The organism is Pseudoalteromonas sp. 2CM28B, from assembly GCF_023161935.1.
This window is the reverse complement of record NZ_JALNTH010000040.1, coordinates 1-26,674: the sequence shown is the minus strand read 5'-3', so window position 1 is coordinate 26,674 and position 26,674 is coordinate 1. Positions and strand designations below refer to the sequence as shown.

The 26,674-nt window shown below is 40.9% G+C and carries 27 protein-coding genes; 18 read left to right on the top strand and 9 right to left on the bottom strand.

What is annotated here, in order from left to right; translation table 11 throughout:
- Positions 1–2,160, bottom strand: a complete 2,160-nt coding sequence (fadB, locus tag MTN96_RS30745; protein ID WP_248533976.1) for a fatty acid oxidation complex subunit alpha FadB — start codon at positions 2,158–2,160, stop codon at positions 1–3.
- A gap of 302 nt (positions 2,161–2,462) precedes the next feature.
- On the opposite strand from fadB, the gene MTN96_RS30740 reads away from it, so the two are divergent.
- The 10 genes from MTN96_RS30740 (at position 2,463) to MTN96_RS30695 (ending at position 10,726) form a co-directional block, all read left to right on the top strand.
- The gene (locus MTN96_RS30740) at positions 2,463–4,349 is read left to right on the top strand and encodes a lytic transglycosylase domain-containing protein (RefSeq protein WP_248533974.1); all 1,887 of its coding nucleotides are present in this window, start codon (positions 2,463–2,465) and stop codon (positions 4,347–4,349) included.
- Between the two features lie 117 nt (positions 4,350–4,466).
- The gene (gene pepQ / locus MTN96_RS30735; RefSeq protein ID WP_248533972.1) at positions 4,467–5,789 is read left to right on the top strand and encodes a Xaa-Pro dipeptidase; all 1,323 of its coding nucleotides are present in this window, start codon (positions 4,467–4,469) and stop codon (positions 5,787–5,789) included.
- A gap of 98 nt (positions 5,790–5,887) precedes the next feature.
- On the top strand, positions 5,888–6,502 hold the full coding sequence (locus MTN96_RS30730; RefSeq protein WP_013463655.1) for a YigZ family protein: 615 nt from the start codon (positions 5,888–5,890) through the stop codon (positions 6,500–6,502).
- A 94-nt stretch (positions 6,503–6,596) separates the two neighbouring features.
- Positions 6,597–8,048: a TrkH family potassium uptake protein gene (locus MTN96_RS30725; protein ID WP_069438500.1), complete on the top strand. Its 1,452-nt coding sequence runs from the start codon at positions 6,597–6,599 to the stop codon at positions 8,046–8,048.
- Between the two features lie 24 nt (positions 8,049–8,072).
- Positions 8,073–8,735, top strand: coding sequence for a flagellar brake protein (locus MTN96_RS30720; RefSeq protein ID WP_036980743.1), 663 nt, complete (start codon positions 8,073–8,075; stop codon positions 8,733–8,735).
- A 513-nt stretch (positions 8,736–9,248) separates the two neighbouring features.
- Positions 9,249–9,461, top strand: a complete 213-nt coding sequence (locus tag MTN96_RS30715) for an EF-hand domain-containing protein (RefSeq protein WP_036980745.1) — start codon at positions 9,249–9,251, stop codon at positions 9,459–9,461.
- 70 nt (positions 9,462–9,531) lie between these two features.
- Positions 9,532–9,744, top strand: coding sequence for an EF-hand domain-containing protein (locus tag MTN96_RS30710; RefSeq protein ID WP_013463659.1), 213 nt, complete (start codon positions 9,532–9,534; stop codon positions 9,742–9,744).
- A gap of 138 nt (positions 9,745–9,882) precedes the next feature.
- Positions 9,883–10,095, top strand: a complete 213-nt coding sequence (locus tag MTN96_RS30705) for an EF-hand domain-containing protein (protein ID WP_013463659.1) — start codon at positions 9,883–9,885, stop codon at positions 10,093–10,095.
- A gap of 138 nt (positions 10,096–10,233) precedes the next feature.
- Positions 10,234–10,446, top strand: a complete 213-nt coding sequence (locus MTN96_RS30700; RefSeq protein WP_013463660.1) for an EF-hand domain-containing protein — start codon at positions 10,234–10,236, stop codon at positions 10,444–10,446.
- Between the two features lie 64 nt (positions 10,447–10,510).
- Positions 10,511–10,726 carry an EF-hand domain-containing protein gene (locus tag MTN96_RS30695; protein WP_010392739.1) on the top strand — a complete coding sequence of 72 codons (216 nt, stop codon included), beginning with the start codon at positions 10,511–10,513 and terminating at the stop codon, positions 10,724–10,726.
- 59 nt (positions 10,727–10,785) lie between these two features.
- Here the strand turns inward: MTN96_RS30695 and MTN96_RS30690 are convergent, their stop codons facing one another.
- From MTN96_RS30690 to def, 5 genes are all read right to left on the bottom strand, one after another.
- Positions 10,786–12,936 carry a TonB-dependent siderophore receptor gene (locus MTN96_RS30690; protein WP_248533970.1) on the bottom strand — a complete coding sequence of 717 codons (2,151 nt, stop codon included), beginning with the start codon at positions 12,934–12,936 and terminating at the stop codon, positions 10,786–10,788.
- 192 nt (positions 12,937–13,128) lie between these two features.
- A complete protein-coding gene (trkA, locus tag MTN96_RS30685) occupies positions 13,129–14,505 on the bottom strand; it encodes a Trk system potassium transporter TrkA (RefSeq protein ID WP_036980748.1) in 1,377 nt (458 codons plus the stop codon).
- 75 nt (positions 14,506–14,580) lie between these two features.
- Positions 14,581–15,876: a 16S rRNA (cytosine(967)-C(5))-methyltransferase RsmB gene (gene rsmB / locus MTN96_RS30680; RefSeq protein ID WP_248533968.1), complete on the bottom strand. Its 1,296-nt coding sequence runs from the start codon at positions 15,874–15,876 to the stop codon at positions 14,581–14,583.
- Positions 15,869–16,822: a methionyl-tRNA formyltransferase gene (gene fmt / locus MTN96_RS30675; RefSeq protein ID WP_069438498.1), complete on the bottom strand. Its 954-nt coding sequence runs from the start codon at positions 16,820–16,822 to the stop codon at positions 15,869–15,871. Before fmt ends, rsmB begins: the two co-directional genes overlap by 8 nt.
- A 31-nt stretch (positions 16,823–16,853) precedes the next feature.
- Positions 16,854–17,360 (bottom strand): peptide deformylase, encoded by a 507-nt coding sequence (def, locus tag MTN96_RS30670; RefSeq protein WP_013463665.1) that lies wholly within the window; start codon positions 17,358–17,360, stop codon positions 16,854–16,856.
- Between the two features lie 119 nt (positions 17,361–17,479).
- Here def and MTN96_RS30665 point away from each other — a divergent pair, with 119 nt between their 5' ends.
- The 6 genes from MTN96_RS30665 (at position 17,480) to hemF (ending at position 22,390) form a co-directional block, all read left to right on the top strand.
- A complete protein-coding gene (locus tag MTN96_RS30665; RefSeq protein WP_069438497.1) occupies positions 17,480–18,601 on the top strand; it encodes a LysM peptidoglycan-binding domain-containing protein in 1,122 nt (373 codons plus the stop codon).
- Positions 18,602–18,629: 28 nt separating this feature from the next.
- Positions 18,630–19,721, top strand: coding sequence for a DNA-processing protein DprA (gene dprA, locus MTN96_RS30660; protein ID WP_036980754.1), 1,092 nt, complete (start codon positions 18,630–18,632; stop codon positions 19,719–19,721).
- A gap of 1 nt (position 19,722) precedes the next feature.
- Positions 19,723–20,196 (top strand): DUF494 family protein, encoded by a 474-nt coding sequence (locus MTN96_RS30655; protein WP_036980756.1) that lies wholly within the window; start codon positions 19,723–19,725, stop codon positions 20,194–20,196.
- Between the two features lie 111 nt (positions 20,197–20,307).
- Positions 20,308–20,883 carry a type I DNA topoisomerase gene (locus MTN96_RS30650; protein ID WP_069438495.1) on the top strand — a complete coding sequence of 192 codons (576 nt, stop codon included), beginning with the start codon at positions 20,308–20,310 and terminating at the stop codon, positions 20,881–20,883.
- Between the two features lie 23 nt (positions 20,884–20,906).
- The gene (locus MTN96_RS30645; protein WP_036980759.1) at positions 20,907–21,470 is read left to right on the top strand and encodes an L-threonylcarbamoyladenylate synthase; all 564 of its coding nucleotides are present in this window, start codon (positions 20,907–20,909) and stop codon (positions 21,468–21,470) included.
- 2 nt (positions 21,471–21,472) lie between these two features.
- On the top strand, positions 21,473–22,390 hold the full coding sequence (hemF, locus tag MTN96_RS30640; protein ID WP_036980761.1) for an oxygen-dependent coproporphyrinogen oxidase: 918 nt from the start codon (positions 21,473–21,475) through the stop codon (positions 22,388–22,390).
- Between the two features lie 46 nt (positions 22,391–22,436).
- On the opposite strand, the gene MTN96_RS30635 is transcribed toward hemF, so the two are convergent.
- On the bottom strand, positions 22,437–24,041 hold the full coding sequence (locus MTN96_RS30635; protein ID WP_036980763.1) for a methyl-accepting chemotaxis protein: 1,605 nt from the start codon (positions 24,039–24,041) through the stop codon (positions 22,437–22,439).
- A 102-nt stretch (positions 24,042–24,143) separates the two neighbouring features.
- Positions 24,144–24,581, bottom strand: coding sequence for a group II truncated hemoglobin (locus MTN96_RS30630; RefSeq protein WP_010392770.1), 438 nt, complete (start codon positions 24,579–24,581; stop codon positions 24,144–24,146).
- Between the two features lie 52 nt (positions 24,582–24,633).
- Here MTN96_RS30630 and aroE point away from each other — a divergent pair, with 52 nt between their 5' ends.
- Positions 24,634–25,458, top strand: coding sequence for a shikimate dehydrogenase (aroE, locus tag MTN96_RS30625; RefSeq protein WP_055013139.1), 825 nt, complete (start codon positions 24,634–24,636; stop codon positions 25,456–25,458).
- Positions 25,455–25,709: a DUF1488 domain-containing protein gene (locus tag MTN96_RS30620; protein ID WP_069438494.1), complete on the top strand. Its 255-nt coding sequence runs from the start codon at positions 25,455–25,457 to the stop codon at positions 25,707–25,709. Before aroE ends, MTN96_RS30620 begins: the two co-directional genes overlap by 4 nt.
- Position 25,710: 1 nt before the next feature.
- Here MTN96_RS30620 and MTN96_RS30615 read toward each other — a convergent pair whose 3' ends face one another.
- The gene (locus tag MTN96_RS30615; RefSeq protein WP_010392775.1) at positions 25,711–26,250 is read right to left on the bottom strand and encodes a gamma carbonic anhydrase family protein; all 540 of its coding nucleotides are present in this window, start codon (positions 26,248–26,250) and stop codon (positions 25,711–25,713) included.
- Between the last annotated feature and the right edge of the window lie 424 nt (positions 26,251–26,674).

Sequence of the window (26,674 nt, the reverse complement as noted above, 5' to 3'; positions counted from 1 at the left end):
TTAACCTTCCACCTTATAGAAAACACGGCCTTCTTCAGCCCACTTGCGAGTTTGCTCTGATACTTGGTAAATCGCACCTAGGTGAGCGTATTTGTCTGCTGCTGCAACAAAGTTAGCTAAACCTGTTTGATCTAAGTAACGGAACGCGCCGCCTCTAAATGGAGGGAAACCAACACCGTATACAAGTGCCATATCAGCTTCTTGAGGAGAAGCAACAATGCCTTCTTGTAAACAAAGTAGCACTTCGTTGAGCATTGGGATCATACAACGGTCAATGATTTCTTGTTTATCAAATTCTTTTGGTGCGTCTGTAATTGGTGCAAGTAGTTCAATCGCTGTTTGGTCATGCGATTTTTTAAGACGACCACGACGGTCTGTTTCGTACTTGTAAAAACCTGCTTTGTTCTTTTGGCCAAAACGTTTTTCGTTAGCAAAAACAGTCACTGGATCTTTCTCTGCACGTGCCATACGTTCAGGGAAGCCGTCTGCCATTACGCCAGTACAATGGAAAGCCGTATCAATACCGACTACATCAAGTAGGTAAGCCGGACCCATAGGCCAGCCAAATACGTTTTCCATGATTTTATCTACTTTTGCAAAGTTAGCGCCTTCAACCACTAATTTGCTAAAGCCTGCAAAGTAAGGGAATAAAACACGGTTTACAAAAAAGCCTGGGCAATCGTTAACAACAATCGGCGATTTACCTAGTTTAAGTGCGTAATCAACCACGGCATTAATCGTTTTATCTGAGGTTTTTGCACCACGGATAATTTCTACTAATGGCATTTTTGGTACTGGGTTGAAAAAGTGCATACCACAGAAGTTTTCTGGTTTTTCAAGTGCTTCTGCAAGTAGGTCAATACAAATAGTTGATGTATTTGACGTGAGCACAGTGCCTTCTGGCATATTCTTTTCAAGATCAGCAAGTACGGCTTGCTTCACTTTAGGGTTCTCTACTACCGCTTCAACAATAATGTTGGCGTTTTGTAGGTCTGCATCGTTAAGCGTTGGTTTGATTTTGCTAAGCGTTGCTAGCATTTTTTCCATCGGCATATGGCCGCGCTTAACTTTTGCACCTAATAGCTTAGACGCTTCACCCATACCTAAATCAAGTGCATCCTGTTGGATGTCTTTCATTATGATTGGTGTACCTTTATAAGCAGATTGGTATGCAATACCGCCGCCCATAATACCTGCGCCTAACACAGCAGCTTGTTTAATTTCTACATCGCTGTGCTTAGCAAATTTACGTGCTTTACCTTTAATGTATTGATCCGCTAAAAAGATACCTGTTTGCGCGGCTGCTTCGTTGGTACGAGCAAGCTTTGCAAAGTTGGCATTTTCAATTGCCATTGCTTCGGCGCGTGAGCAGTTTGCTGCCGCTTTAATAGTGCGAACGGCCATAACTGGAGCAGGATAGTGGCCTTTGGTTTTACCCATAACCATACCTTCTGCCATTGCAAAGCTCATGCCTTGCTCAACACGGTTTAATTTAAGCGGTTGTAATTTTATAGCGCGTTTTGTTTGCCAATCTAGCTTGCCAGCAATCGCCAATTCTAATGTTGCTATGCCTGACTCTTGTAGTTTGTTGGCACTAACTACTGCGTCAAATGCACCTACTTTAAGGGCATCAGCTGCGCGATTTTCGTTACCTGTGGTGATCCACATCATCGCGTTATCGGCACCAATAATGCGCGGAAGACGCACTGTACCGCCAAACCCAGGCATTATGCCTAATTTAACTTCTGGTAAACCCATTTTTGCTGAGTCACTTGCAACACGATAATCGGTAGCAAGTGCCCACTCACAGCCGCCGCCAAGCGCCAAGCCGTTTACAGCACTGAGTGTTGGGAATGGTAAGTCTTCAATTGCATCAAAAACGTCAGTTGCATCTTTGATCCACGTTACTAATTCTGCTTCAGGCTTAGTAAAAGTAGGTAAAAATTCGAAGATATCGGCACCAATAATAAAGTGGTCTTTATCACTGGTAAAAATCATGCCTTTAATATCAGTGTTAGCGGCTAATTCTTTTAATGCTGCCGCGCAATCTGAAAGAGTTTGTTGAGATAATGTGTTTACAGAACCTGTAGCACAAAACTTAAACTCGGCGATGTTTTCCTTCACGAAGCTAACTTCAAAGGAATCGCTTTTATATAACATTATTATTCTCCCTAGTTGATGAACTAAGACTGGTACGATGAGTTCATATTCAGACCAGTGTGCTTGCTTTAAATTAAAAATGCAACGAAAAATTTATCTTGGTTACAAACGTCTGGTTAAAATATAGCTGGTTTGGTGCTAAGGTGGGTTTGAAAGTTTTCTTTATTCATTTTATTGCGCTGTCTTAGTGTTCATAGCTTGGGTTTTATTAGAATAAATAGTACAGCTGTGTATGTGCTGTTGTTTACTTGCTCTTCGCCACACTTCGCCAGCCTTAAAGGTTACATGCCCTAAAGGACATTATGAAAAAATACTTATTAAGCGTAGCGGCAGCGACTCTATTTCTTTCTTTTACCTCTGCCAACGCGAAAACTGATATTGATGCATTTTTAGACGCTGAAAAACAGGCGCGCTATGGCAATTATCAAAATTTTAAAGAAGCGGTAGATTCATTGTCTCATCCGCTTAAACCGTATGTTGAAAAAGCATATTGGGAACGTTACCCCAGCTTAGCCCACCAAACAGAGATAGAAAATTTTCTCACTATTTATGAACATACGCCATTAGAGTGGCCAGTGCGTAAAGCATGGTTAAACTATTTAAAACGCAGAAATCAAAAAGCAGCGTTTATTAAAAACTATCGTGAAACCTCTGACAGTGAGCTTACTTGTACCCACCTTACTTTTCAGCTTGATCTTGGTGCGCCTAAAAAAGCAATACTCAATCAGGTAACCGACTTATGGACAGTGGGTGAGTCGCAGCCCAGTGAATGCGATGGCCTTTTTAAACGCTGGCGTCAAGATGGTTATTTAACGCCCGATGTTGTTTGGCAACGGGTCACTTTAGCGGCACAAGGTGGGTCTTATCGTTTACTGCCTTATTTAAAAACATTGTTGCCAGCCAATGAGCGCTACTTAGCCGATTTATACTCAAAAGTAAGACGTGACCCAAGTGCAGCGGCGGGGTTATACCGTTATAAGCGCAAAACAGTGAAAGAGGGTGAAATAGCGCTTTATGGTATTAAGCGTTTAATTTGGCGTGATAAAGAGTTGGCATTAAAGGCGTGGCAAAAAATTGAGGGGTTATTTGATTACACTGATGATGAAAAAGCGGATGTATATTATACCTTTGCGCTTTCATTGGCGTCGAGCGGCCATAGCCAAGCGAGCTTCTATTTAAATAAAGTACCTAAAGAGCGCCAAGATCGTAAATTAATGCAATGGCAGTTAGCTAATCTACTCAAAACCCAAGATTGGGAGGGAATTGCGGCATTTTTTACAGGTAAAGAAAATCTTAGCTTAGGGCAACAGTATTGGCTTGCTTATAGTTATGACAAACGCGCAGATCATGAAAAAGCCAAGGCAATTTGGACTAAAGTGGCCGCTAACCGTGATTATTACGGTTTTTTAGCCGCTGCGCGTTTGGGCATACCGGTTGACTTAAATGAGTTGCCCGTTAATGTAAATCAAGCTTTAGTAACAAGAGTGAGTAACGCACCGGGCTTTAAGCGTGCCAAAGCCCTGTATGAATTAGAGCGCTTTACTGCCGCTCGACGCGAGTGGAATTATTTAACTGATACCTCAGCTGATGATGAAAAATTAGCTGCGTCGGTACTTGCAGCCGAGCTGGATTGGTTTGATAGTACTATATTCACCCTAGCAAAAATAAAAGCATGGGATTATGTGGATTTGCGTTTCCCTTTTGCATTTCAAGAAATGTTTGAGCGTTACAGCAAGCGAAGCAAAATTGACCTAACTTGGAGTATTGCCATTGCACGTCGCGAAAGCTCATTTGCACCTGATGCGCGCTCTCATGCAAATGCACGCGGGTTAATGCAGCTATTACCAAGTACGGCAAAGTATATTAATAAAGGCACGGTTTCTAATCGTCGCTTGTATCAACCAAAAACCAACATTCGTCTTGGGACTCGTTATTTACAGTATTTAAAAAAGAAAAACCACGGCAATGAGGTGCTAGCTACAGCATCTTATAACGCTGGGTACCATCGTATTAAACGCTGGATACCTGAAGAGGCAATGCCGGCTGAGCTATGGGTTGAACTTATTCCTTACAGAGAAACCCGAGATTATGTAAAAAATGTATTTGCTTATCGGCAGGTTTATCATACTCGCCTTGGTCGGGAGGGGAACCTTCTAGCCCCCATATTAGAAATGACGATAGGCGGATAGTAAAAATAAATCTACAACCACAGAGGGATATTTACACAGTAAGTATCCCTCTTTTTTGAGCGCTTTGTGTATAAGTGGTAGACTCAAAGCAAGTTAAATTTAACAGATGGGTTTATTATGGAAAAATTAGCCGTTTTATACGCCGAACATATTGCAACATTGCAACAGCGTACACGTACTATTTGTGAGCAAGAAGGGTTAGAAGGATTAGTCATTCATTCAGGCCAAGCTAAGCGCCAATTTTTAGATGATATGTATTACCCGTTTAAAGTTAACCCTCATTTTAAAGCGTGGCTACCGGTTATTGATAATCCACATTGCTGGATTGTGGTAAATGGTAGCGATAAGCCAAAACTTATTTTTTATCGCCCAATTGATTTTTGGCATAAAGTACCTGATGAGCCAAGAAATTTTTGGGCAGAATACTTCGATATTGAATTATTATTACAACCTGATCAGGTTGAAAAGCTACTACCTTACGATAAAGCTAAATTTGCCTACATTGGTGAATACCTCGAAGTAGCACAAGCACTTGGCTTTAGTATTATGAACCCTGAGCCAGTACTTAACTATATTCATTACCACCGTGCTTATAAAACGCAATATGAGCTTGAGTGTTTGCGTAATGCTAATCGCATTGCGGTTGATGGCCATAAAGCCGCGCGTGATGCGTTTTTTAATGGTGGTAGTGAGTTTGATATTCAGCAAGCCTACTTAATGGCAACGCGTCAAAGTGAAAACGAAATGCCATATGGTAATATTGTGGCCCTTAACGAAAACTGCGCTATTTTGCACTACACTCATTTTGAGCCAAAAGCACCACAAACGCATAATTCATTTTTAATTGATGCGGGCGCTAACTTTAATGGTTACGCTGCGGATATTACCCGTACCTACGACTTTAAAAAGCAGGGTGAGTTTGCTGACTTAGTTAACGCTATGACAGCGCATCAAATTGAGTTAGGAAAAAGCTTAAAGCCAGGTTTACTGTATGGCGATCTGCATATTGATTGTCATAACCGTATTGCTCAGCTATTAAGTGATTTTAATATTGTTAAACTACCGGCAGCGGAAATTGTTGAGCGTCAAATTACCTCAACTTTCTTCCCGCATGGCTTAGGGCATCATTTAGGTGCACAGGTTCACGATGTGGGTGGTTTTATGCGTGATGAAACAGGGACACATCAAGCGCCACCAGAAGGCCATCCATTTTTACGCTGCACTCGCTTAATTGAGAAAAACCAAGTGTTTACTATTGAGCCAGGTTTGTACTTTATTGACTCTTTATTGGGTGATTTAGCACAAACAGACAATAAGCAGTTTATTAACTGGGAAAAGGTCGAAGCGTTTAAACCTTTTGGCGGTATTCGTATCGAGGACAATATTATTGTTCACGAAGATAGCCTAGAAAATATGACGCGTAATTTATTACTCGACTAAATCCTTATTAAAGACGAGTTAGCCAATACGCGCTAAAATAAACGGATACAAAGGGGCCTTTTGGCCCCATTTTTTTAATTAAAGCCTAAGTAAGTGCTATGTCTGAATATAAATACCCAGCCGAAGCTGTATTTCATCAAGAAGAAATTAAAAAAAGTACCTTTATCGTTCACATAGGTCACACGCCCGATCTAAATGCTGCGAAAGCCTTTATTAAAAATATTGAAGAAAAATACAGCGATGCACGCCACAATTGCTGGGCACATGTTGCAGGTAACCCAGGGGGCAGCCATGTTTATGGTTTTTCTGATGACGGGGAGCCCAATGGCACCGCCGGTAAACCCATGCTCAATGTACTAGTGGGCTCAGGCTTAGGTGAAGTGACCGCTGTGGTAACACGTTACTTTGGAGGTATAAAGCTCGGTACGGGTGGGTTGGTGCGTGCTTATGGTGGTTCACTCAATAATGCCTTAGCAAAACTACAAACCGTGGTGAAAGTGCCGAGTGCTGAGCTGGTGGGCTTTAGTGAATACAGTATGCAAGGGGCGATAGAGCAACATTTAAAAACGAACTTTCAGGTACTTAATATTGAAAAGCAGTTTACTGCAAATATTGAGTGGACTATTACCATTGATAGTCGCCAAGCGCAGCAAGCCATCAAAGATATTTTTGATTTAAGCCACGGCGCAGTTGAGTTAACAATCAAAGAGTAATAGTCTTACATTCATCCCATTTAATGGTTAAACATTAAATTTTCGAGTCATACAGTAGTTATTTTAATTTACTAATAAAAAAGCGATACGCTCAATGCAATTTCGTACCATCATAAAAATTCTTGGCCAATTGGTTGCGCTATTCAGTATTACTATGGTGCCACCAGCGCTAGTGTCTTTAATTTATAAAGATGGTGGAGGGGTGCCGTTTGTTTTAGCCTTTATATTCAGTGTTGTTATTGGCTTAATGGCTTATTACCCAAATAGGCATGAGCATGGCGATTTAAAAGCCCGCGAAGGCTTTTTAATCGTGGTTTTATTTTGGCTGGTACTCGGTACGTTTGCCTCCTTACCGCTGGTATTTTTACAAGAACCCAATCTCTCTTTAGCCGATGCCGTGTTTGAAGCCTTTTCTGGCTTAACCACTACAGGAGCTACCGTACTGACAGGCATAGAGTATCTGCCTAAATCGATATTGTTTTATCGCCAACAATTACAGTGGTTTGGTGGTATGGGGATCATTGTATTAGCGGTAGCAATCCTGCCAATGCTTGGCGTAGGTGGTATGCAGTTGTATCGGGCTGAGATTCCAGGTCCCGTAAAAGATTCCAAAATGACCCCGCGTATAGCCGACACTGCTAAACACCTTTGGTATATTTATGTGTCTATTACCCTTGCATGTACTTTGGCGTATTGGAGCGCTGGAATGAGTTGGTTTGATGCAATTTGCCATGCTTTTTCTACGGTGGCTATTGGTGGTTTTTCTACTTATGACGCTTCAATGGGGCATTTTGATAGCCCAGTAATTAACTTTATTTGTGTGTTCTTTTTAATTATCGCGGCCATTAACTTTTCACTGCATTATGCTGCTGTAGCGAGTCGTAATATTAGTGTCTACATTCGTGACCCTGAATTCAAAGTGTTTCTATGTATTCAGCTCGCGCTGGTGGTGATTTGTTTCACGGTACTTTCATCTCACGATGTTTATGCCAATGGCGATGAAACCCTCGATCAGGCATTGTTTCAAGCTGTATCTATGAGCAGCACCGCAGGATTTGCCACAGATAACTTTTCTGCTTGGCCTTTGTTTTTACCTATTTTATTAATATTCTCTAGTTTTATTGGTGGCTGTGCTGGTTCAACTGGCGGCGGTATGAAAGTAGTGCGCGTGTTTTTACTTTATCTACAAGGGGTGCGAGAGCTAAACCGCTTAGTGCATCCTCGAGCTATATACTCTATAAAGTTAGGACGAAAGGCGCTACCAGATAAAGTAGTTGAAGCAGTATGGGGTTTTTTCTCGGCTTATGCATTAGTCTTTATTATTATTATGTTAGCGTTAATGGGCACCGGGTTAGACAATATAACGGCATTCTCAGCAACGGCAGCGTGTTTAAATAACCTTGGGCCTGGTTTAGGTGATGTTGCTTCTCATTATGGCGCTATTACCGATACTGCAAAATGGATATTAACCGTGGCAATGGTATTTGGTCGTTTAGAGATATTTACACTATTAGTGCTATTTACCCCAACATTTTGGCGTGGATAACGTTTTAAATATTAGGAAAGAACTATGCAAAAAACCAATTTGGAAAAGTTAAGCCAAATCGTCACAGGTGGCATGGTCGATTTAGAAATACTGACACCAACCAGTAGCCGACGCGTAAAAACAGAGTTTATAGGCTTATTAGAAAAAAAGTTTATTATTTTAAATTACCCCAATGCAAAACGGCTCCCCATGGCAAGTGATTATTTACGCGATGGTGTGATGGTGGTGGTAAGAGCGCTTATAGAGGGCAGTGGTGGGCATGTACTAGCGTTTCGTCAGCAGCTTATGTCTGTAGCATCTCACCCGGCTAAGTTATTGTTTATCGACTATCCATCACAAGTACAGTTATTTGAGCTGCGCTCGCAAGCGCGTATACCGACGCTGTTTCCTGCCAAGTTAAAATTATCGGATGATCGCCCCTCCTTTGAAGGTGTTATAAAAGATATTTCGTTAACGGGTGTTATGTTTGATATTAAAACAACCCAAGAAATTGACGACATTAAAGATATGCGTTGTATTGTAGTGTTTGATGAAGATACAAAGCACGAAGGGCAAATATGCAGCGTGAAAAAACATGCTAAAGGTATATATTGCGGAATTCGATTATTTGCCAGTGAAGAGCAAATGAAAACCCTGATGGGAGATCACTTCATTGACCCTAGTGCACTTGAATTTGAAATTGTATAAGGCCTGTTATCTTTCGACGCTGAACATTTTACAATTCTAAAATATCAACAAGCTCTAACATTTTCGCTCTTTTGCAACAAATAGCCATGTGTTGTTGTTATTTTTAAAATCAATTTCAAATTTATTTTATAAATTTATTAAAAACAATTAGTTAAATATGTTTTTTTATTCTAATTTTTTGTTTATAACAAAATTAAACTTAACTCACCTTCCTTTTTGTTTATTTAATCCTCTTTTTTAGCGATTGCTCATCGACTGTGTGGGGCTTTCCTTAAACTCAACTCTTTGATTTTTATTGTTTTAATTTTATTGCCTCATCTACTGTTGCTAAAAAGCAACAAAATAACGAGTTAAATAGCGCCATTTTCAGCTAGTTGCAGGTTAATTCATTGAAAATTATAGTTTTTATATTATTGGCATCGAAGTTGTAATAGTCAGGCTGTATAGAACGAAACGTGATTTAAAGTAAAACACTTAATCGCATAAAACATAAACTTTGAAGGAAGATAGATTATGAAAAGCATTAATAAAACTTTAGCACTTATCGCATTGGCTTCTTCATCAGCTGCTTTTGCAGCAAGCGACTTTGATAAGCTAGACGTTGACGGCAACGGCGCGATCAGTCAAAGCGAAGCATCAGTTGATGCAAAACTAATGAGCATGTTTTCAGAGCTTGATACAGACCAAAACGGTGAGCTATCAAAAGAAGAGTTCTCTAAAGCATAACCCTAAGCTATTAAAGTTTTGGGAGTTAAAAGCTCCCCCATAATTTAAACGATTTTAAGGAATACTCATTATGAAAACATTACACAAAACATTTGCACTTATCGCTCTTGCTTCTTCATCAGCTGCCTTTGCAGCGAGCGACTTTGACACACTAGATACTGACGGTAACGGCGCTATTAGCCAAAGCGAAGCATCGGTTGATGCAAAACTTATGAGCATGTTCTCAGAGCTTGATACTGACCAAAACGGTGAGCTATCAAAAGAAGAATTTTCGAAAGCATAAGACAAGTCTAAGTATATTCTGAGTTGCCAAAGACAACCTAAATAGGCAAGGAAGCCTATGAAAGAGAATAACAAGGACTGTGATAGCCAGACACAATTTTTTGATAGACCATTGCATTACATTTTGAAGGATTAAATTATGAAAACATTACACAAAACATTTGCACTTATCGCTCTTGCTTCTTCATCAGCTGCCTTTGCAGCGAGCGACTTTGACACACTAGATACTGACGGTAACGGCGCTATTAGCCAAAGCGAAGCATCGGTTGATGCAAAATTAATGAGCATGTTCTCAGAGCTTGATACTGACCAAAACGGTGAGCTATCAAAAGAAGAATTTTCGAAAGCATAAGACAAGGCTAAGTATATTCTGAGTTGCCAAAGACAACCTAGATAGGCAAGGAAGCCTATGAAAGAGAATAACAAGGACTGTGATAGCCAGACACAATTTTTTGATAGACCATTGCATTACATTTTGAAGGATTAAATTATGAAAACATTACATAAAACATTCGCACTTATCGCTCTTGCTTCTTCATCAGCTGCTTTTGCAGCAAGCGACTTTGACATGCTTGATACTGATGGTAACGGCGCTATTAGTCAAAGCGAAGCGGCTGTAAACGCTGATTTAACAGCCGCATTTACTGAGCTTGATACTGACGGTAATGGTGAGCTTTCTAAAGCTGAGTTTGCAAACTTTTAATTTTTGACTTTTTTCATTGCACAGGGATCTCAGAAAAGGATTTCCCTCTTATAGGAGACTTATTATGAAAGCATTAAACACAACACTTGCGATTTTAGTATTAGCGTCATCATCAGCAGCTTATGCAGCGGTAGATTTTGCCTCTTTTGATAGTAATGGCGACGGTGTAATTAGTCAGCAGGAAGCTGCGTCTAATAAACAACTAATGAATATTTTTGATGACTTAGATACTGACGGAAATGGTGAACTTTCTAAAGAAGAGTTTGCAAGAGTACAATAAGTATTACCCCATCATACTCCACTAAAGCCGCTGAATAGTCAGCGGCTTTTTTATACTTGTTAGAGACTATATTTAAGTTGGAGAGAGAAGCTTCTTGGCTTGCCATAACGATATTGGTTATAGAACCCAATTTGACTGTAATAATGCTTATCAAATAAGTTATCGATATTTAGGCTAACAGATAATTGCTCATTCATTTGATAATTCGCCATTAGGCTGGCAATACCATAACTAGGCTGGTTTACCTCAACAGCGCCATAAACAGGGTTTTTAACTTCATCATAGCTATTGCTTTGCCAGCGATAGCCACCACCCACTTTTAGATTGTCTAATGCACCTGAGAGTTGATAGCTAGTAAAAAGTTTAAATTGATCTTTTGGGTTGGTGGTATTTAATACCGTATTATCCGGTTTTTCGCCTTTACTATGAGTATAGCCAAAATAAGCGTTCCAGTTGTCGGTTAATTTTCCGTTGATTTCTAGCTCGTAGCCCTGAGTTAATGTGCCGTCAATGGGCTTGTAGATGGCCTGAAGTGTTTCTGCAATGGTATCTCCCGTGTACTCGCCTACATTATCTTGATAAATTTTAAATCCAGAAAGGGATATGTCTAAACGTTCATCAAGTACAGAAGCTTTTATGCCAATTTCATAATTCTTACCTTTAATAGGGCTTAAATAATGTCCATTTTTATCAACTCGACTTTGTGGTGTAAAAATATCAGTGTAATTAGCATACAAAGCCCAATTCTGTGTTAGTTCATAAGTTGCTCCAAAATAATTAGTTAGTTCATCATTTATTTTATAATCATGCATGCGACCAAAATTATCTTGATTGGTTTGCCATTGATTTAACCGGCTTCCAACAATTAAAGACAAGGCATCGGTTATATTTAGTTGTGCAGCAACATAAAGTGCATCTTGTTTAGTTGTGCCATAAGATCCGTAAGCCGCTTCTGACTGCCAATTTGGTTTTGCAATGCTATAACTAGAGTCAGTGAAATCGCCGATAACATAGTCACTTTGTTGACTAGCATAATAAGGGGTCGAAAACTGTTGCTCTTGGGTATTATAACCAAATAGCAGTTGGTGACTTTGGCCCAGCCAATTAAACCGACCATTGAGTTCAACCTCATAGGTATCCTGCGTTCTGTTTGCATCAATATAGTTTATAGAACCGGGTTTCATTCCAGTGTTGTTTATAGGATCGGGCTCTCCTTTTACCCAAAACACATCATAGTCTAGGTCGTTATCACCATAGACATAATTAGCGGTTAGCTGCCAGTTAGCGTTAAAGTAATGCTCTAGGCGAATAAACGCATTAAGTGCATCGGTTCGAGAAGAGGCCCAATCTTGAGCTGTTGAAACACCTCTGTCATAAGCAGTGCGGGAGCCATCACTATAAAAAATAGGCAAACCACCTGACATTGTTCCTTTAGGAGTTGTCGATTGATTATCAACAGCAAGCGTCAACAAAGTATTGTTAGAAAGATCTGCCTCAATAATGCCATATAATGTTTGACTGGTTTGCGAAAAGCGATCTTGATATGAGTGTCTATCTTGATAAGCAACAACAGCTCGTCCTCTTATACTTTCACTATTATTTATACTTCCCGACACATCCACCATCGCGCGGTAGTTGTCCCATGAGCCTAATGAAGCAGTAAGATTTACTTGAGTGTTTACAGTTGGGCGTTTACGTATCAAATTAATTGCTGCCGAAGGGTTACCCGCGCCCAGCATTAACCCCGTTGCTCCTCTAACTATTTCGATACGATCATAAATTGCGGTATCGGTTAGGTTATCTCCATAATTAAAGCGGGTGTCATAGGTGGTCGCTATGCCATCATAAAGTATGCTGGTAACACTAATACCTCGGGCTGAAATAGAAAACTTACCATTATCTGCTTCTCGAGCATTTATGCCTGTCACACTGGTTATAGCTTCAATTGCGGTATTTAGTTGTTGGTCTGCCATGAAGTCGCTGGTTATCGCTATCGTTGATTGCGGCGTTTGCAAATGTGATAGCTCAAGACCTGTTGCAGAGCTCATGGAATTAACTTTATAGCCGTTCGCTTGCTCTCCGATTACGGTTAACCTTTCGATACCTTCGCTAGTGTGGGCGAGCGTTTGAGTTGAAACTGTTGAAAGTAAAAGGCCAACCAGAGTGTAATGAGTTACGGGATAATTTTTCTTAGAGAGTAGGTGTATCATTTGAAATCCATTTTTATTTAAAAACGTGAAATTAACTTTTCACATCAGTAGATGTCGCTGCTTGATAATCGAGCAAGAAGAGACTAATGGATTTTTCTTTATTAGTAAATGCTTTTGATAATGATTTTCATTTAGGTTTGGGTATTCTCCTTTTTACTTACAAGCGGGTTGTGAATAAAAAGGAGGAATTAATTATAAAAAGATTGCGCTAACTTGGAATAACTTTTCAACCACGTTAATGTGCTTTTTATCAATTAAGAACATGATTACATGATCGCCTGACAAAATAATTGTATCGTCATGGGCAATCAGTACATCGTCATTTCGCACAATTGCACCTATTGTGGTACCTGCTGGCAATTTAATATCGGCAATTGCGCGACCTACCACTTTAGAGGTATTTTCATCACCATGGGCAACCGCTTCTATGGCTTCTGCGGCTCCTTTACGTAGTGAGTACACGTTTACAATATCACCACGGCGCACGTGAGTCAGCAATGCAGAAATAGTCGCTTGTTGTGGTGAAATCGCAATATCAATTTCGCCGCCCTGTACTAAATCAACGTAAGCGCCTCGTTGAATAAGTACCATGGTTTTTTGTGCCCCCATGCGTTTTGCGAGCATAGCCGACATTATATTTACTTCATCGTCGTTGGTAACGGCAATAAACACATCAACCTGTTCAATGTGTTCTTCAGAGAGCAGCTCCTGATCGGATGCATCACCACAAAATACCACGGTGTTGTCGAGCATTTCAGAAAGCTGTTCGCCACGCTCTTTACTTCGCTCTAGTAACTTAACGCTGTGGTTTCTTTCCAGTGAACGGGCTAGACCTGCACCAATATTACCGCCACCGGCAATCATGATTTTTTTATACGAGCGTTCCAGCTTTTGTAGCTCGTTCATTACCGCACGAATGTGTTTGGTTGCGGCAATAAAAAATACTTCATCGTCGGCTTCTATTACGGTGGTGCCTAAGGGCTTTATCGCTTTACCTTGGCGGTAAATAGCGGCTACCCGAGTTTCAACATTAGGAATATGCTGCTTAAGTGTAGATAGGGCATAGCCTACCAATAAGCCGCCATAGTAGGCTTTTACAGCCACTAAAGAGAGCATGCCATCGGCAAATTGCAGTACTTGTAATGCGCCAGGGTAGTCTATTAGGCGGCGAATATACTTAGTAACGAGTGCTTCTGGGGCAATATAATGATCGACGGGTAAGTCATCATTATGGAATAGTTTTTCGCGGTATTTTAAATACTGCTCAGAGCGAATACGGGCTATTTTGGTCGGTGTATTAAAAATACTGTAGGCAACTTGGCATGCCACCATGTTAACTTCATCTGAACTGGTCACCGCAATAATCATATCGGCATCTTCAGCCCCTGCGCGACTTAGCACGTCAGGGTGAGCGCCATGGCCTGCAACACCTTGTAAATCGTACTTATCTTGCAGTTCGCGCAAGCGGTTACCGTCGATATCAACTACGGTTATTTCGTTTTGTTCACCCACTAGGTTTTCTGCGAGTGTGCCGCCAACTTGCCCAGCACCGAGTATGATTATTTTCATTATGTGCCCATATTATTAATACTAATTACATCAAAGTATTAGCTACCTCTAAACTGAAGTAGCTAAATGTGTTGCCTAGGTTTTTTTAACTAATTTAGCGTAGTAAAAACCGTCACTTTCGCCTGGTAATAACTGCAAGCCTGGTATGGTTTTAGTGTCTTCGCTGTGCAAAGGAATATGCTCTGCGTCTTCATTATTAGCTAAAAACTTAGCAACTTGTTGTTGGTTTTCTTGTGGAAGCACCGAACAAGTTGCATACACCAATGTACCGCCTGGCTTTAACAATGGCCAAATGCTGTCGAGTATATCGCCTTGGAGGGTCGATAAATCGTTAATGTCGGATGCGCGACGTAACCATTTAATATCTGGGTGACGACGAATTACGCCAGTTGCAGAGCAGGGTACATCTAACAAAATACGATCAAACTGTTCTTCATCCCACCAAGTGTGAGGTTGCGATGCATCACCACATTGTAAGTCGGCGCCCAAACCTATGCGTTCTAGGTTTTTTTTAACACGTTCTAGGCGTGTGGCATCGCTATCAAGCGCAAGTACATCAGCATCGGCAAGCTCTAAAATATGGCAGGTTTTACCACCAGGCGCTGCACAGGCATCGAGTATTGCATCACCATTTTGTGGGTCTAGGTAGCGTGCAGCAAGCTGCGCTGCCGCATCTTGTACTGAACAGGCACCGGTATCAAACTCAGGAAGTGAAAACACATCGCGTGGTTTGCTTAGTTTAATGCCATCAATAAAATCAGGGTTTAGAGTATGTTCAATATCGTTAGCGGTTAGCATTTCGCTATATTCTTGGGTGCTAAACTGCGATTGATTCACTCGAAGCCACATTGGCGCTTGTTGCTGATTAGCTTCTAGAATGTCTTCCCAGCTATCTGGGTAGGCTTCTTTTACTTGCTTTATAAACCAGTTTGGATGGTTGTATAAACACACCGGAATTTGTTTGGCTTTTTCTTCAAGCTCAGTTTGTTGGCGCTGAAAGCTTCGTAAAATGGCGTTAATAAGCCCTTTCAAGCCAAGAGCGCGTAATTGTTGTAACGCATTAACGGTTTCGCTAATTGCTGCATGCGGCGGTACACGCATGTGTTGTAGTTGGTAAATACCCACATACAACAAGAACTGGAAAATGCGGCGTTTGCCTTTAAGCGGTTGTTCTACTAAATGCTGGCAATAATTTTCTAGGCTAGGTAAGTAACGTAATACTCCATAGCAAATTTGCTGCAGTAAGGCTTTATCTTTAGGTGATAAGCCTTGGCTAGCGAAAGGGAGTTCTTGATTAAGCGATGCGCCTTTATCAACCACGTTATATAAAGTTTCAGCGGCTAGCGCTCTGACATTGCTTACATTACTCATTATTTTCGCCTAATACGGTGCCGGGTGTGACCCAGTCGCTACGACCGTTTAAAAAATCATTAATTGCCATTGGCTTTTTGCCTTGTGGTTGTAATTCGCTAATAGATAAAGCGTGTTTACCACAAGCCACAACGATACCGTTTTTATCACTTGCTAATACAGTGCCAGCTGCGCCTGACTGTTCAACCACGTTTGCTTGGTATATTTTTACCGTATTACCACGCATTTGGGTAAAGCATACTGGCCATGGGTTAAAGGCACGAATGTTACGCTCGATTTGCTCGGCATCCATAGACCAATCAATGTTGGCTTCGTCTTTTGAGAGCTTTTTAGCGTAATTGGCATCGGCGTCGTTCTGTGGCTCAGGCGTTATGTCCCCGTTGGCTAAACGATTTATGGTGTCGATTAATGCATCAGGTCCCAGTTCAGCAAGCTTAGCGTATAAGCTTGCACTGGTTTCAGTACTATCAATAGGGCAGCGGCTAATATGCAGCATATCGCCGGTATCTAGCCCTTCATCCATTTGCATTATGGTTACACCGGTTTGCTGATCGCCTGCCCAAATAGCACGTTGAATAGGTGCGGCGCCACGCCAGCGCGGTAAAATAGAACCATGTACATTTAAACACCCTAAACGTGGGGCATCTAAAATGGCTTTAGGTAAAATTAAACCGTAGGCAACGACAATCATGATATCGGCATTGAGGCTGCTTAGCTCTTCAAGTGCTTCGTCTGTTTTGAGTGATTGCGGTTGAAAAACGGGTAGGTCATGTTCTAATGCAAGCGCTTTTACTTCACTGGCTTTTAGTTTTTTTCCGCGACCCGCTGGACGATCTGGTTGACTGTAAACGCCCACTATTTGGTGTTCACTATCTATGAGTGCTTGCAGATGGCGTGCAGCAAAGTCCGGCGTACCGGCAAATATAATGCGTAATGGTTGTGTCACTGAGTTTCCTAATTATTTACTAAGGTGCTTATTACTGCGCTGCAAACTTCGCTTCTTTTTCAAGCTTTTTACGAATGCGTTGGCGCTTTAATGGAGATAAATAATCAATAAATAATTTACCTTGAAGGTGATCAAGTTCATGCTGAATACAAATCGCTAATAATTCGTCAGCATCAAGAATAAACTCTTTACCTTCTTCGTTGAGTGCAGCTACGGTAACGGTTTCTGCACGGTCAACTTTTGCATACGAATGAGGAACTGATAAACAGCCTTCTTCGCTCACGGTTGAGCCATCTTTTTTGATAATTTGCGGATTGATAAGCACGAGTGGTTCATTGCGCTCTTCTGATACGTCGATCACCACAATACGCTGGTGAATATCAACCTGTGTAGCAGCAAGCCCAATACCATTTTCATCGTACATAGTTTCTAGCATATCTTTGACAATTTCACGCACTTGATCGTCAACAACAGTTACTTCTTTTGCGATTGTACGTAAACGTTCATCTGGAAATCTTAAAACTTCTAACCTAGCCATAGTTACCTTTTACACTTATGCTTGAATTTAGGGTATTGTATGTTCTTATTTTAGCCATTCACGTTCCCCTTTAACAGGTTTTGGTTAATAATAATGAAAAAACACTATGAGGAAGCTCAATGAAATCTCCATTAATTGCAATTATACTTGTATTAGGTGCAACTTTTCCTGTGCTGGCAGATGTACTAACTATAAAAAAAGATGCACCTAAACAGTATGTTGTGAAAAAAGGTGACACGCTTTGGGATATCTCAGCTATATATCTAAACGAACCTTGGTTATGGCCTGAACTATGGCAAATGAACCCACAAATAGACAACCCTCACCTTATTTACCCCGGAGATGCGTTAGCATTAATTTACGATACAGACGGTAATCCGCGTTTAGTGATTAATAAAGCGTATCGAAAGCTATCACCTATGGGGCGTATTACGCCAAAAGGGAAAGATGCGATAACAACTTTACCGCTTGCGTTGATTAAACCGTATTTGTCGTTTGAGCAAGCTATTAACAGCGATACCATAAAAGAAAAGCCCTATATTTTGGGCGCCAACGAAAATACCAAAACCCAAACTATTGACCATATTTTATATGTAAAAGGTAACTTAAAACGTCATCAGGCATATGCTATTTATCATAAAGGTGCGCCTTATACTGACCCTAATACCGGTGAAGAGTTGGCGAGTAGAGCATCTTATGTGGGTATGGCTCGCGCGTTTAGAACAGGTGATGCGGCCAATGGCGAACCTGCCTCAGTAAGAGTTGAATCAGTAAAACGTGAGATCAAACAGGGTGACTTTTTATTACCTGCAATGGAAGGGCAGATGCTGCCCGTATATTTTGAGATGCATCGTCCTGAACAGCCAATGCAGGGTCAAGTGATTGCCTCTCCGCACGAGGTGAGAGAATTTAGCACGATGGATGTAGTGGTGCTAAACTTAGGTTCAGAGCAACAAGTTAAAGTAGGTCATGTACTGGATATTGAACGTCAGTCACCTAAGGTGATTGATAGTGCCAGAGGCCCGCGTTATACCGAAGATTCAAGTCGTTTAGAAAAATTGGTATCGGCTACTAGCGAATTATTTGGCTCAGAAACCGATGAAGATAGCGTTACTTGGAAAATGCCAGCAGAGAAAGTTGGTGAAATGATTATTTTTAAAGTGTATGACAAAGTTAGTTATGCGCTGATCACTAAAAATCAGCACCCAATTCGCATTGGAGATTTGGCAGTAATTCATTAAGTAGCGAGTCGGTGTTCTAGGAGGGAGCATGGAGCAATCGTTTGGCAAGCTAAGCCATTGGCTTGCCTTTTACTTATGCAAAGGGCTTGGAATAAAAACGCTATTAGCCCTCTCTAAACAGCATAGTTTAGAGTCACTGTTTTCCTTATCGCATTCCCAGCTGGTTATGTTGGGCTTAACAGCGAGCCAAGCAAGTAATTTACTTAATACAAATTGGCAGCAAGTTGCGCATTATGAACAGCTTATTAGCCAGCAACATATTATTGTTATTAGTATTTTTGATACCACCTACCCAGAACACCTAAAACAAATAGCCAGTGCGCCATTATTACTTTTTTGTAAAGGCGATATCAGCTTACTGTCTTCTCCACAAATTGCGATTGTTGGCAGTCGAAATGCAACCACCACAGGACTTGAAATTGCTGCAGAGTTTGCACATCAGCTAACGCTTGCTGGCATAACAGTAACCTCTGGTATGGCGCGTGGCATTGATGGTGCTGCCCATAAAGGAGCGCTGGCAGGAAATGGTAAAACCATTGCCGTACTAGGGACTGGTGTTGATGTTTATTACCCTAAACGCCATAAGTTACTTACAGAGCAAGTATTAACACAGGGTTTATTGGTAAGTGAGTTTTTACCGGGCACCGCGGCCAACGCGCATAACTTTCCACGACGTAATCGTATTATTTCAGGACTCTCTTTAGGCGTTTTAATTGTTGAAGCCGAAATTAAAAGTGGCTCACTCATCACCGTACGTTATGCGCTTGAACAAAATAAAGACGTTTTTGCGGTGCCAGGCTCAATTAAAAACCCGCTGGCACAAGCAAGCCATTTTTTAATTAAGCAAGGTGCTAAGCTGGTAGAAAACGTCGCGGATATTCTTGATGAGATGAACTTTTCATACCCTTCTGGTCTAAACTATAAAGAGTTAACTGATGCTGTAACCTCAGATTGTGAGGTGCTTAACAGTATTGGTTTTGAGGTGACCAGTGTGGACGATATTATGCGTCGAGTACAGTGGCCAATTGATAAATTACAAGCGCGATTGCTTGATTTAGAGTTAGACGATCAAATTGAACGTGTATTAGACGGCTATATTAAATTAAGCGCTGGAGGATAATATGTTTGATATTCTCATGTATTTATTTGAAAACTATGTTCACAGCGAAGGCGATGTATTTGTTGAGCAAAGCACACTTACCGATGAGTTACTCCGCGCTGGGTTTAACAAACCCGAAATTAACAAAGCCATTGACTGGTTAGATCAACTTGCCGCATTACAATACAGCAATGAATCGCCTTATTTATTAGCCACTCCACAACATGCAGTGCGTATTTTTACCGACAGTGAGTGCCAAGTTCTCGACACCGAGTGTCGCGGCTTTTTAATGTTTGTTGAACAAACGGGCGTCATTAATAGCACCACTCGTGAAATGGTGATGGACCGTTTAGCGGCGCTTGATAATTCAGCTATTACTTTGGAAGATTTAAAATGGTTAATTCTTATGGTGTTATTTAACGCCCCTGATTCTCAGCAGGCGTATGAGCAAATGGAAGATCTTATTTTTGATGAGCCCAGTGAAGTGTTACATTAATCATTATTGCGTGTTTTATTATTTTCAGCGTTAACAAACCGACTGCCATAGCTTGTATCTTTAAGGGTTTTGGGTATATTAGGCGAAAATTCACCAACCACTAGGATTTACATGAGTAAAATCGATCATTCACTTTTCTCGGCTAATAAACACGCCTTAGAAAAAGAATATGAGATATGCCCGCAATGTGGTTCAGAACTCGTCATTCGTAATAGTAAATCTGGGTATTTTTTAGGCTGCGCTAGTTACCCTAAGTGTGATTTTATTCGTCCGCTTGTACATCATGATAGCAATGAAATCAAAATACTTGAGGACAGCGAGTGTCCAGAGTGTCGTAAGCTGCTGGTGGTGAAAAATGGCCGCTACGGTATGTTTATTGGCTGTACCGGTTACCCTGAATGTCATTATATTGCCAGTGAGCATGACGATACACCAAGTGAAGAGCCTGTGATTAGTTGTCCTAAATGTAAAAAAGGCCACTTGGTTTCACGCAGCAATAAATTTGGGAAAGTGTTTTATTCTTGCGACTGTTACCCAAGCTGTAAATATACGCTTAATCATAAACCTGTAGATCAAGCGTGCCCAGCATGTGACTGGCCAGTTGTTACTGAGAAAAAAACCGCGAGTGGTATTGTGTTACAATGCCCACAAAAAAGCTGTATGCATAAGTTTGCTGCCACTGAATAACGTAAATATCTCTGGAGACAATTTTGTCTGACCTTTCTTCTTTATCTGCTGCAATAACTAGCTTAGAACAAGGCGATGTTATTTTATACCCAACCGAAGCTGTTTATGGCCTTGGTTGCGATCCTGACAATCAACAGGCGGTGGAACGTTTATTGAGTATTAAACAACGCCCTGTTGAAAAAGGGCTTATTTTAATTGCTGACAATTACGGGCAATTATTAAAATACGTCGATGACGCTAAGCTGCCTATGGATAAACGTGCCGATATTTTTTCAAGTTGGCCAGGCGCACTCACTTTTGTGATGCCTGCAGCTAAGTCTACCCCAAAGTGGTTAACTGGGCAGTTTGATACTATTGCAGTAAGAGTAACTAACCACCCTACAGTTAAACGTTTATGTCAACAGTTTGGTAAACCACTGGTATCAACAAGTGCTAATTTAACCGGCCAAGCAACGGTAACAAGTATTGTTGAAGCTCAGCAGCAGTTTGGCGAGCAGGTTAGTTTTTATGTTGATGAACCATTAGGTGGTAATACACAACCAAGTACCATTAAAGATGCCATGACTGGCAATGTATTCAGAGGTTAACGATGCAAAGCGAATTATTAAAACAAGTAAAAGCGTACTTTATGGCTTTGCAAGATACCATTTGCCAAGGCTTAGAATCAGCCGACGGGAAAGCACAGTTTGTTGAAGACAGCTGGCAGCGAGAAGAGGGCGGCGGTGGTCGTACTCGCGTTATTACCAATGGTAATGTGATTGAGCAAGGCGGTGTGAATTATTCGCATGTATTTGGTGCCTCTATGCCGGGCTCTGCCACTGCCCATAGACCTGAGCTTGCTGGGCGCAGCTTTCATGCGTGTGGTGTATCGTTAGTGATCCACCCTAAAAACCCGCATATACCAACAAGCCATGCCAATGTACGCTTTTTTATTGCCGAAAAAGAAGGTGAAGAACCGATTTGGTGGTTTGGTGGTGGTTTTGATTTAACCCCGTTTTATCCTGTACTTGAAGATGTAGTGCATTGGCACCAAGTTGCGCACGATGTGTGTCAGCCTTTTGGCGATGATGTATATCCAAAATATAAAAAATGGTGTGATGAATACTTTTATTTAAAACATCGAGATGAAACCCGTGGCGTAGGCGGCTTATTTTTTGACGATTTGAATGAGTTAGGTTTTGAGCAAAGCTTTGCATTTATGCAATCGGTGGGTAATGGCTTTTTAGATGCTTACGTTCCTATTATTGAGCGTCGCAAAAACGATAAGTACACCGAACAACAACGCGACTTTCAATTATATCGCCGTGGTCGTTATGTTGAGTTTAATTTAGTCTGGGACCGCGGCACATTATTTGGCTTACAAAGCGGTGGCCGAACTGAATCTATTTTAATGTCGATGCCACCCTTAGCACGTTGGGAATATAACTATACCCCAGCCGAAGACAGTGCAGAGGCATTACTATATAAAGATTTCTTAAAGCCACGTGATTGGTTAGCTCTAGGCTAGAAATTGTCCGCCAGTCAATAAACTACTTATTGACTGGCTTTTAAAGTTATTGTTCTAGTTTAAAGCTTCGTACCTGCTCATCTAACGAGCGAGCTAAATTGAGTAACTCTTCACTGACTTTTTGATTTTCATCCGCATCTACTAACGATTGCTCTGCATTATCACTGATACCAACAACGCTTCTATTTATTTCTTCGGCGGCTAGATTTTGCTGCTCTGTTGCATCGGCTATTTGTATATTTAGCTCATTTATTTCATTCATTTGGCTAGAAATATCTTTTAAAGCCTGTGCAACTTGTTGTACTTGTTGCGCTCTTTCGTCTGCCTCCGCACACGACTCACCCATGGTTTTAACTGTTTGCGCTGCTTCTGATTGCAACTTATCTATAGTGCGGCGTATTTCATCGGTAGAGGCATGAGTTCGGGTTGCTAAAGTTCGTACTTCATCAGCAACAACGGCAAACCCTCTTCCAGCTTCACCTGCACGGGCAGCTTCAATGGCTGCATTAAGTGCTAATAAATTTGTTTGCTCGGCGATACTGCTGATCACCTCAAGCACTTTACCCACTTCAAGCGTTTGCTCTTGCAGTTGTCTCACTTGATCTGCCGCTTGGCGTACATCTTGTGCTAACTGATTAATGCTGAGCTCTGTTTGCTCTGCAACCTGCATGCTTTGCTGTGCTAGCTCATTACTGTTCTCAGATTTTTCTTGAGCAAAATGAGTGGTGTTTCTTACCTCGTTTGAAGAGCTTTCTAGCTCATTAATTGCTGCGGCCACCGAGTCGGTACTTTTCTTTTGTTCTAAAATAGCGCGCTCAGTAGTATCGGCAGAAGTATAAATTTTCTCTGCTGAATGAATAAGCACTTTTGAAGAGTGAGATACCTGAGCAATGTTATCTTTAAACGTAGCAATCATTTGGTTAAAACTGGTGGCCAGCCAGCCGAGTTCATCTTCGGCGTTATCTTCAATGCGTAAGGTTAGATCTTTATTAGTAGTGGCTAAGTGCATTGCATGGCCGAGCTTTTTAAGGCGCACTATAAATATTTTTCTAAACACTATACCTAGCAGCACAAAGGCAATAATAAAAATAGTAGACAGTAGGCTGGTGGTTATTAAGGTGTTGTAAGTTACCTCGCTATCAATATCGGCTAAGGAATAGCTAATTTTTACCACGCCTAGCACATCGCCTTCTTGTGCTTGATGGCAGCCTAAGCAGTTAGTGCCTTTATAATCAGAGCTTGCATACATCGGGCGTAGGTAGGTCATACTGCGATTATTATTGCTTTGCTCTATAAATAAACTTTCTTTACCCTGTAGTGCTTCGCGTTCGCTATTATTACTCGCTGTTTGGTTTTTATTTCCGGCCCCATACAGTTTATTAACTATATCGGAGCGAATAATATGAGCATCTTCAATATTAGGGTGTTTGCGTAGCTTTTGGCTCAATAATTCTCGATTAGCCATAGTACCCGTTAGCATCATGGTGTTTATTGAATCAAAATAGTTATCGGCAAGTAGCTTGATGTTTTCTGCCACCGTATCTTGTGCGAGTGTGCGCTGTTGGCTCGCACTACTAAAAATACTGGCTATAAGTACTATAATGCCGGTAAATGCTAACAAAGCATAAATTTTATGTTGGATTGATTTCACACGCGCCACGCTTTTCTAACTATTTGATAGGGTATTATCTTTATTTTAGAAAAGCGGGTTTTGACTTAGCGCAAATAATCCCCAATTGAAGAACGGGATAGATTAATGCTGATTAATCATATGACTGGCAAGCTGTGCCAGTGATTGGCGTAAACCTTCGCGTAAAACGGGGTTATCAATTTCTATGTCTAAGGTTTTATTCATGCAATACATCCACTGATCACGTAAATCTTGATCAATAGGAAATGGCATATGACGTTTGCGCAGCATTGGATGGCCATGTTTTTCTACAAATAAGTCTGGGCCACCAAGCCAACCGGATAAAAACTCAAAAAATACTTGGCGAATTCTATCTAATGGTTGAGGATGCATATCATATAACGGTTTAGCGTATTCATCACTGGCCATTATATCGTAGAATCTATTAGCAATTGCACGCGTGGGGGCTTCTCCACCAATGATTTCATACGGGGTTTTATCTGGCGTAGGTGCTTGCGTAGTTGTAGACGGCTTTGATCTTGAAAAGAGTCTTTTAATCATAAGTTTATCATCGTTAATAGGCAGTACTAAAACTGCGAAGAGGTTGTTTAAAATGGACAAATATGCGGTTTTTGGAAATCCAATCAAACATTCAAAATCTCCCATTATTCATCAGCAGTTTGCAAAATCATTGGGAGAGCAAATCGACTATCGCGCAATATTAGCACCTATCGATGGATTTGAAAAAACAGTCGCTGCTTTTTTTGAGCAAGGGGGAAAAGGCGCCAATGTCACTGTTCCTTTTAAAGAGCAGGCTTTTGCTTTAGCCGATGAACTCACCCCAGTTGCTAAACTGGCAGGCGCAGTGAACACCCTTAAAAAGCGCGATGATGGCAGTTTACTCGGTGATAACACTGATGGCACTGGTTTTGTTAACGACTTACTGACCAATAAAATAACGATAACAGGTAAACGCTTGTTGATCATTGGTGCGGGTGGCGCTGCTCGAGGAGTTATCTTACCTTTACTAGAGCAACATCCTGCAGAGATAGTTATTGTTAATCGCACAGTACACAAAGCCCAAACATTGGCAAAACTCTTCACTGGAAATGGCAATGTTTCGGGGTATGGTTTTGACGACCTTCCTTTTACTGATTATCATTTAGTTATTAACTCAACTTCGAGCAGCATGAATAACGAATTACCTGCGTTAAGCGAAAAGCACTTAAGCACATGTGAAATGGCTTATGATATGTTTTACGCTACGCAAAATACGCTATTCATGAATTGGGTCAGCGAACACAATAAAGCAGCTAAGCTATTAGATGGCAGTGGTATGCTAGTAGGCCAAGCCGCCCAAGCTTATTATGTATGGCGAAATAAAATGCCTGAGATTGTTCCTGTTATTACTGCACTAAAGCAGGGAGTGCTTAAATGAATCAAGCAATACAGTTTATAGATCGACTCGAATTTAGAGAGCCAACTCATCAATTAGTTTTTTTTGCACAAGTAAATGGCATGCTAGTTGAGTGTGTGATTGCTGTCAGTAGTTTAAATTTAGCTGATGAGAGTCATGCAACGCGTTATTTTGAGCAATACCGTTTTGATTATGAAGAACGTGCCGAGCAGCTTATCGAAGATGAATACTATAACTCGGCAGGTCAAATAGAAGTGAGTTTAGTTAGTTAAATTAACTAGCATCTTCAGCTAAGTATTCATCTTTAAGCTGCACGTAATTATCAGCAGACACTTTTAAAAAGCTCAGCTCTTGCTCTGTTAATGGGCGAGCTTGTTTTGCTGGGCTACCTACATATAAAAAACCAGATTCTAAACGCTTATTAGGGGGTACTAAAGCACCGCCACCAATAATTACCTCATCTTCTACAATCACATTATCCATGATAATGGCGCCCATCCCCACAAGTATGCGGTTACCTAATACGCAGCCATGTAGCATTACCTTATGACCAACGGTTACATCATCACCAATAATAAGTGGGTAGCCGTCTGGATTATTCTTTGTTGCTCTTGATAAGTGTAAAACGCTGCCATCTTGTATATTAGTACGTTGACCAATACGAATATGGTTAACATCACCGCGGGCAGCAACTAACGGCCATACACTGCTATCATCACCTATAGTGATATCACCGACTAATACAGACGACTCGTCTACATAAACAGATTCATTAAACGCAGGAGTGATTCCTTTATAAGAACGTATTGCCATATATGCACCTTTAAATTAAACATATTAAGAGTATTAGTGTAACAGTAGCGCTTATTTTAGTGCCAGCAAAGCCTATATTGATTATAAAACTACCAGTTTCACCTGCTTTCGCTCAGATACTAACCGAACAGTGTGTTTTTTTAGTTTTTCTTTAAAAAAGTACTTGCGTAAAAATCTGTTCTCCCTATAATGCGACCCCACTGAGACGGGGAACGCCAACGCATAGCGAGGCACGAACTGCTCAGAGAGTTAAATAAAACTTGAGATTAAATCATCGAAAGAAAGTTTAAAATTAAGTGTTGACTCGAAAAATAAAGGATGTATTATACGCATCCCTAGCGACAACGTCGCAACGTTCTTTAACAATATAAAGCAATCATCTGTGTGGGCACTCGTACAGATTGAGTTCTAACAGCCAAGCTAC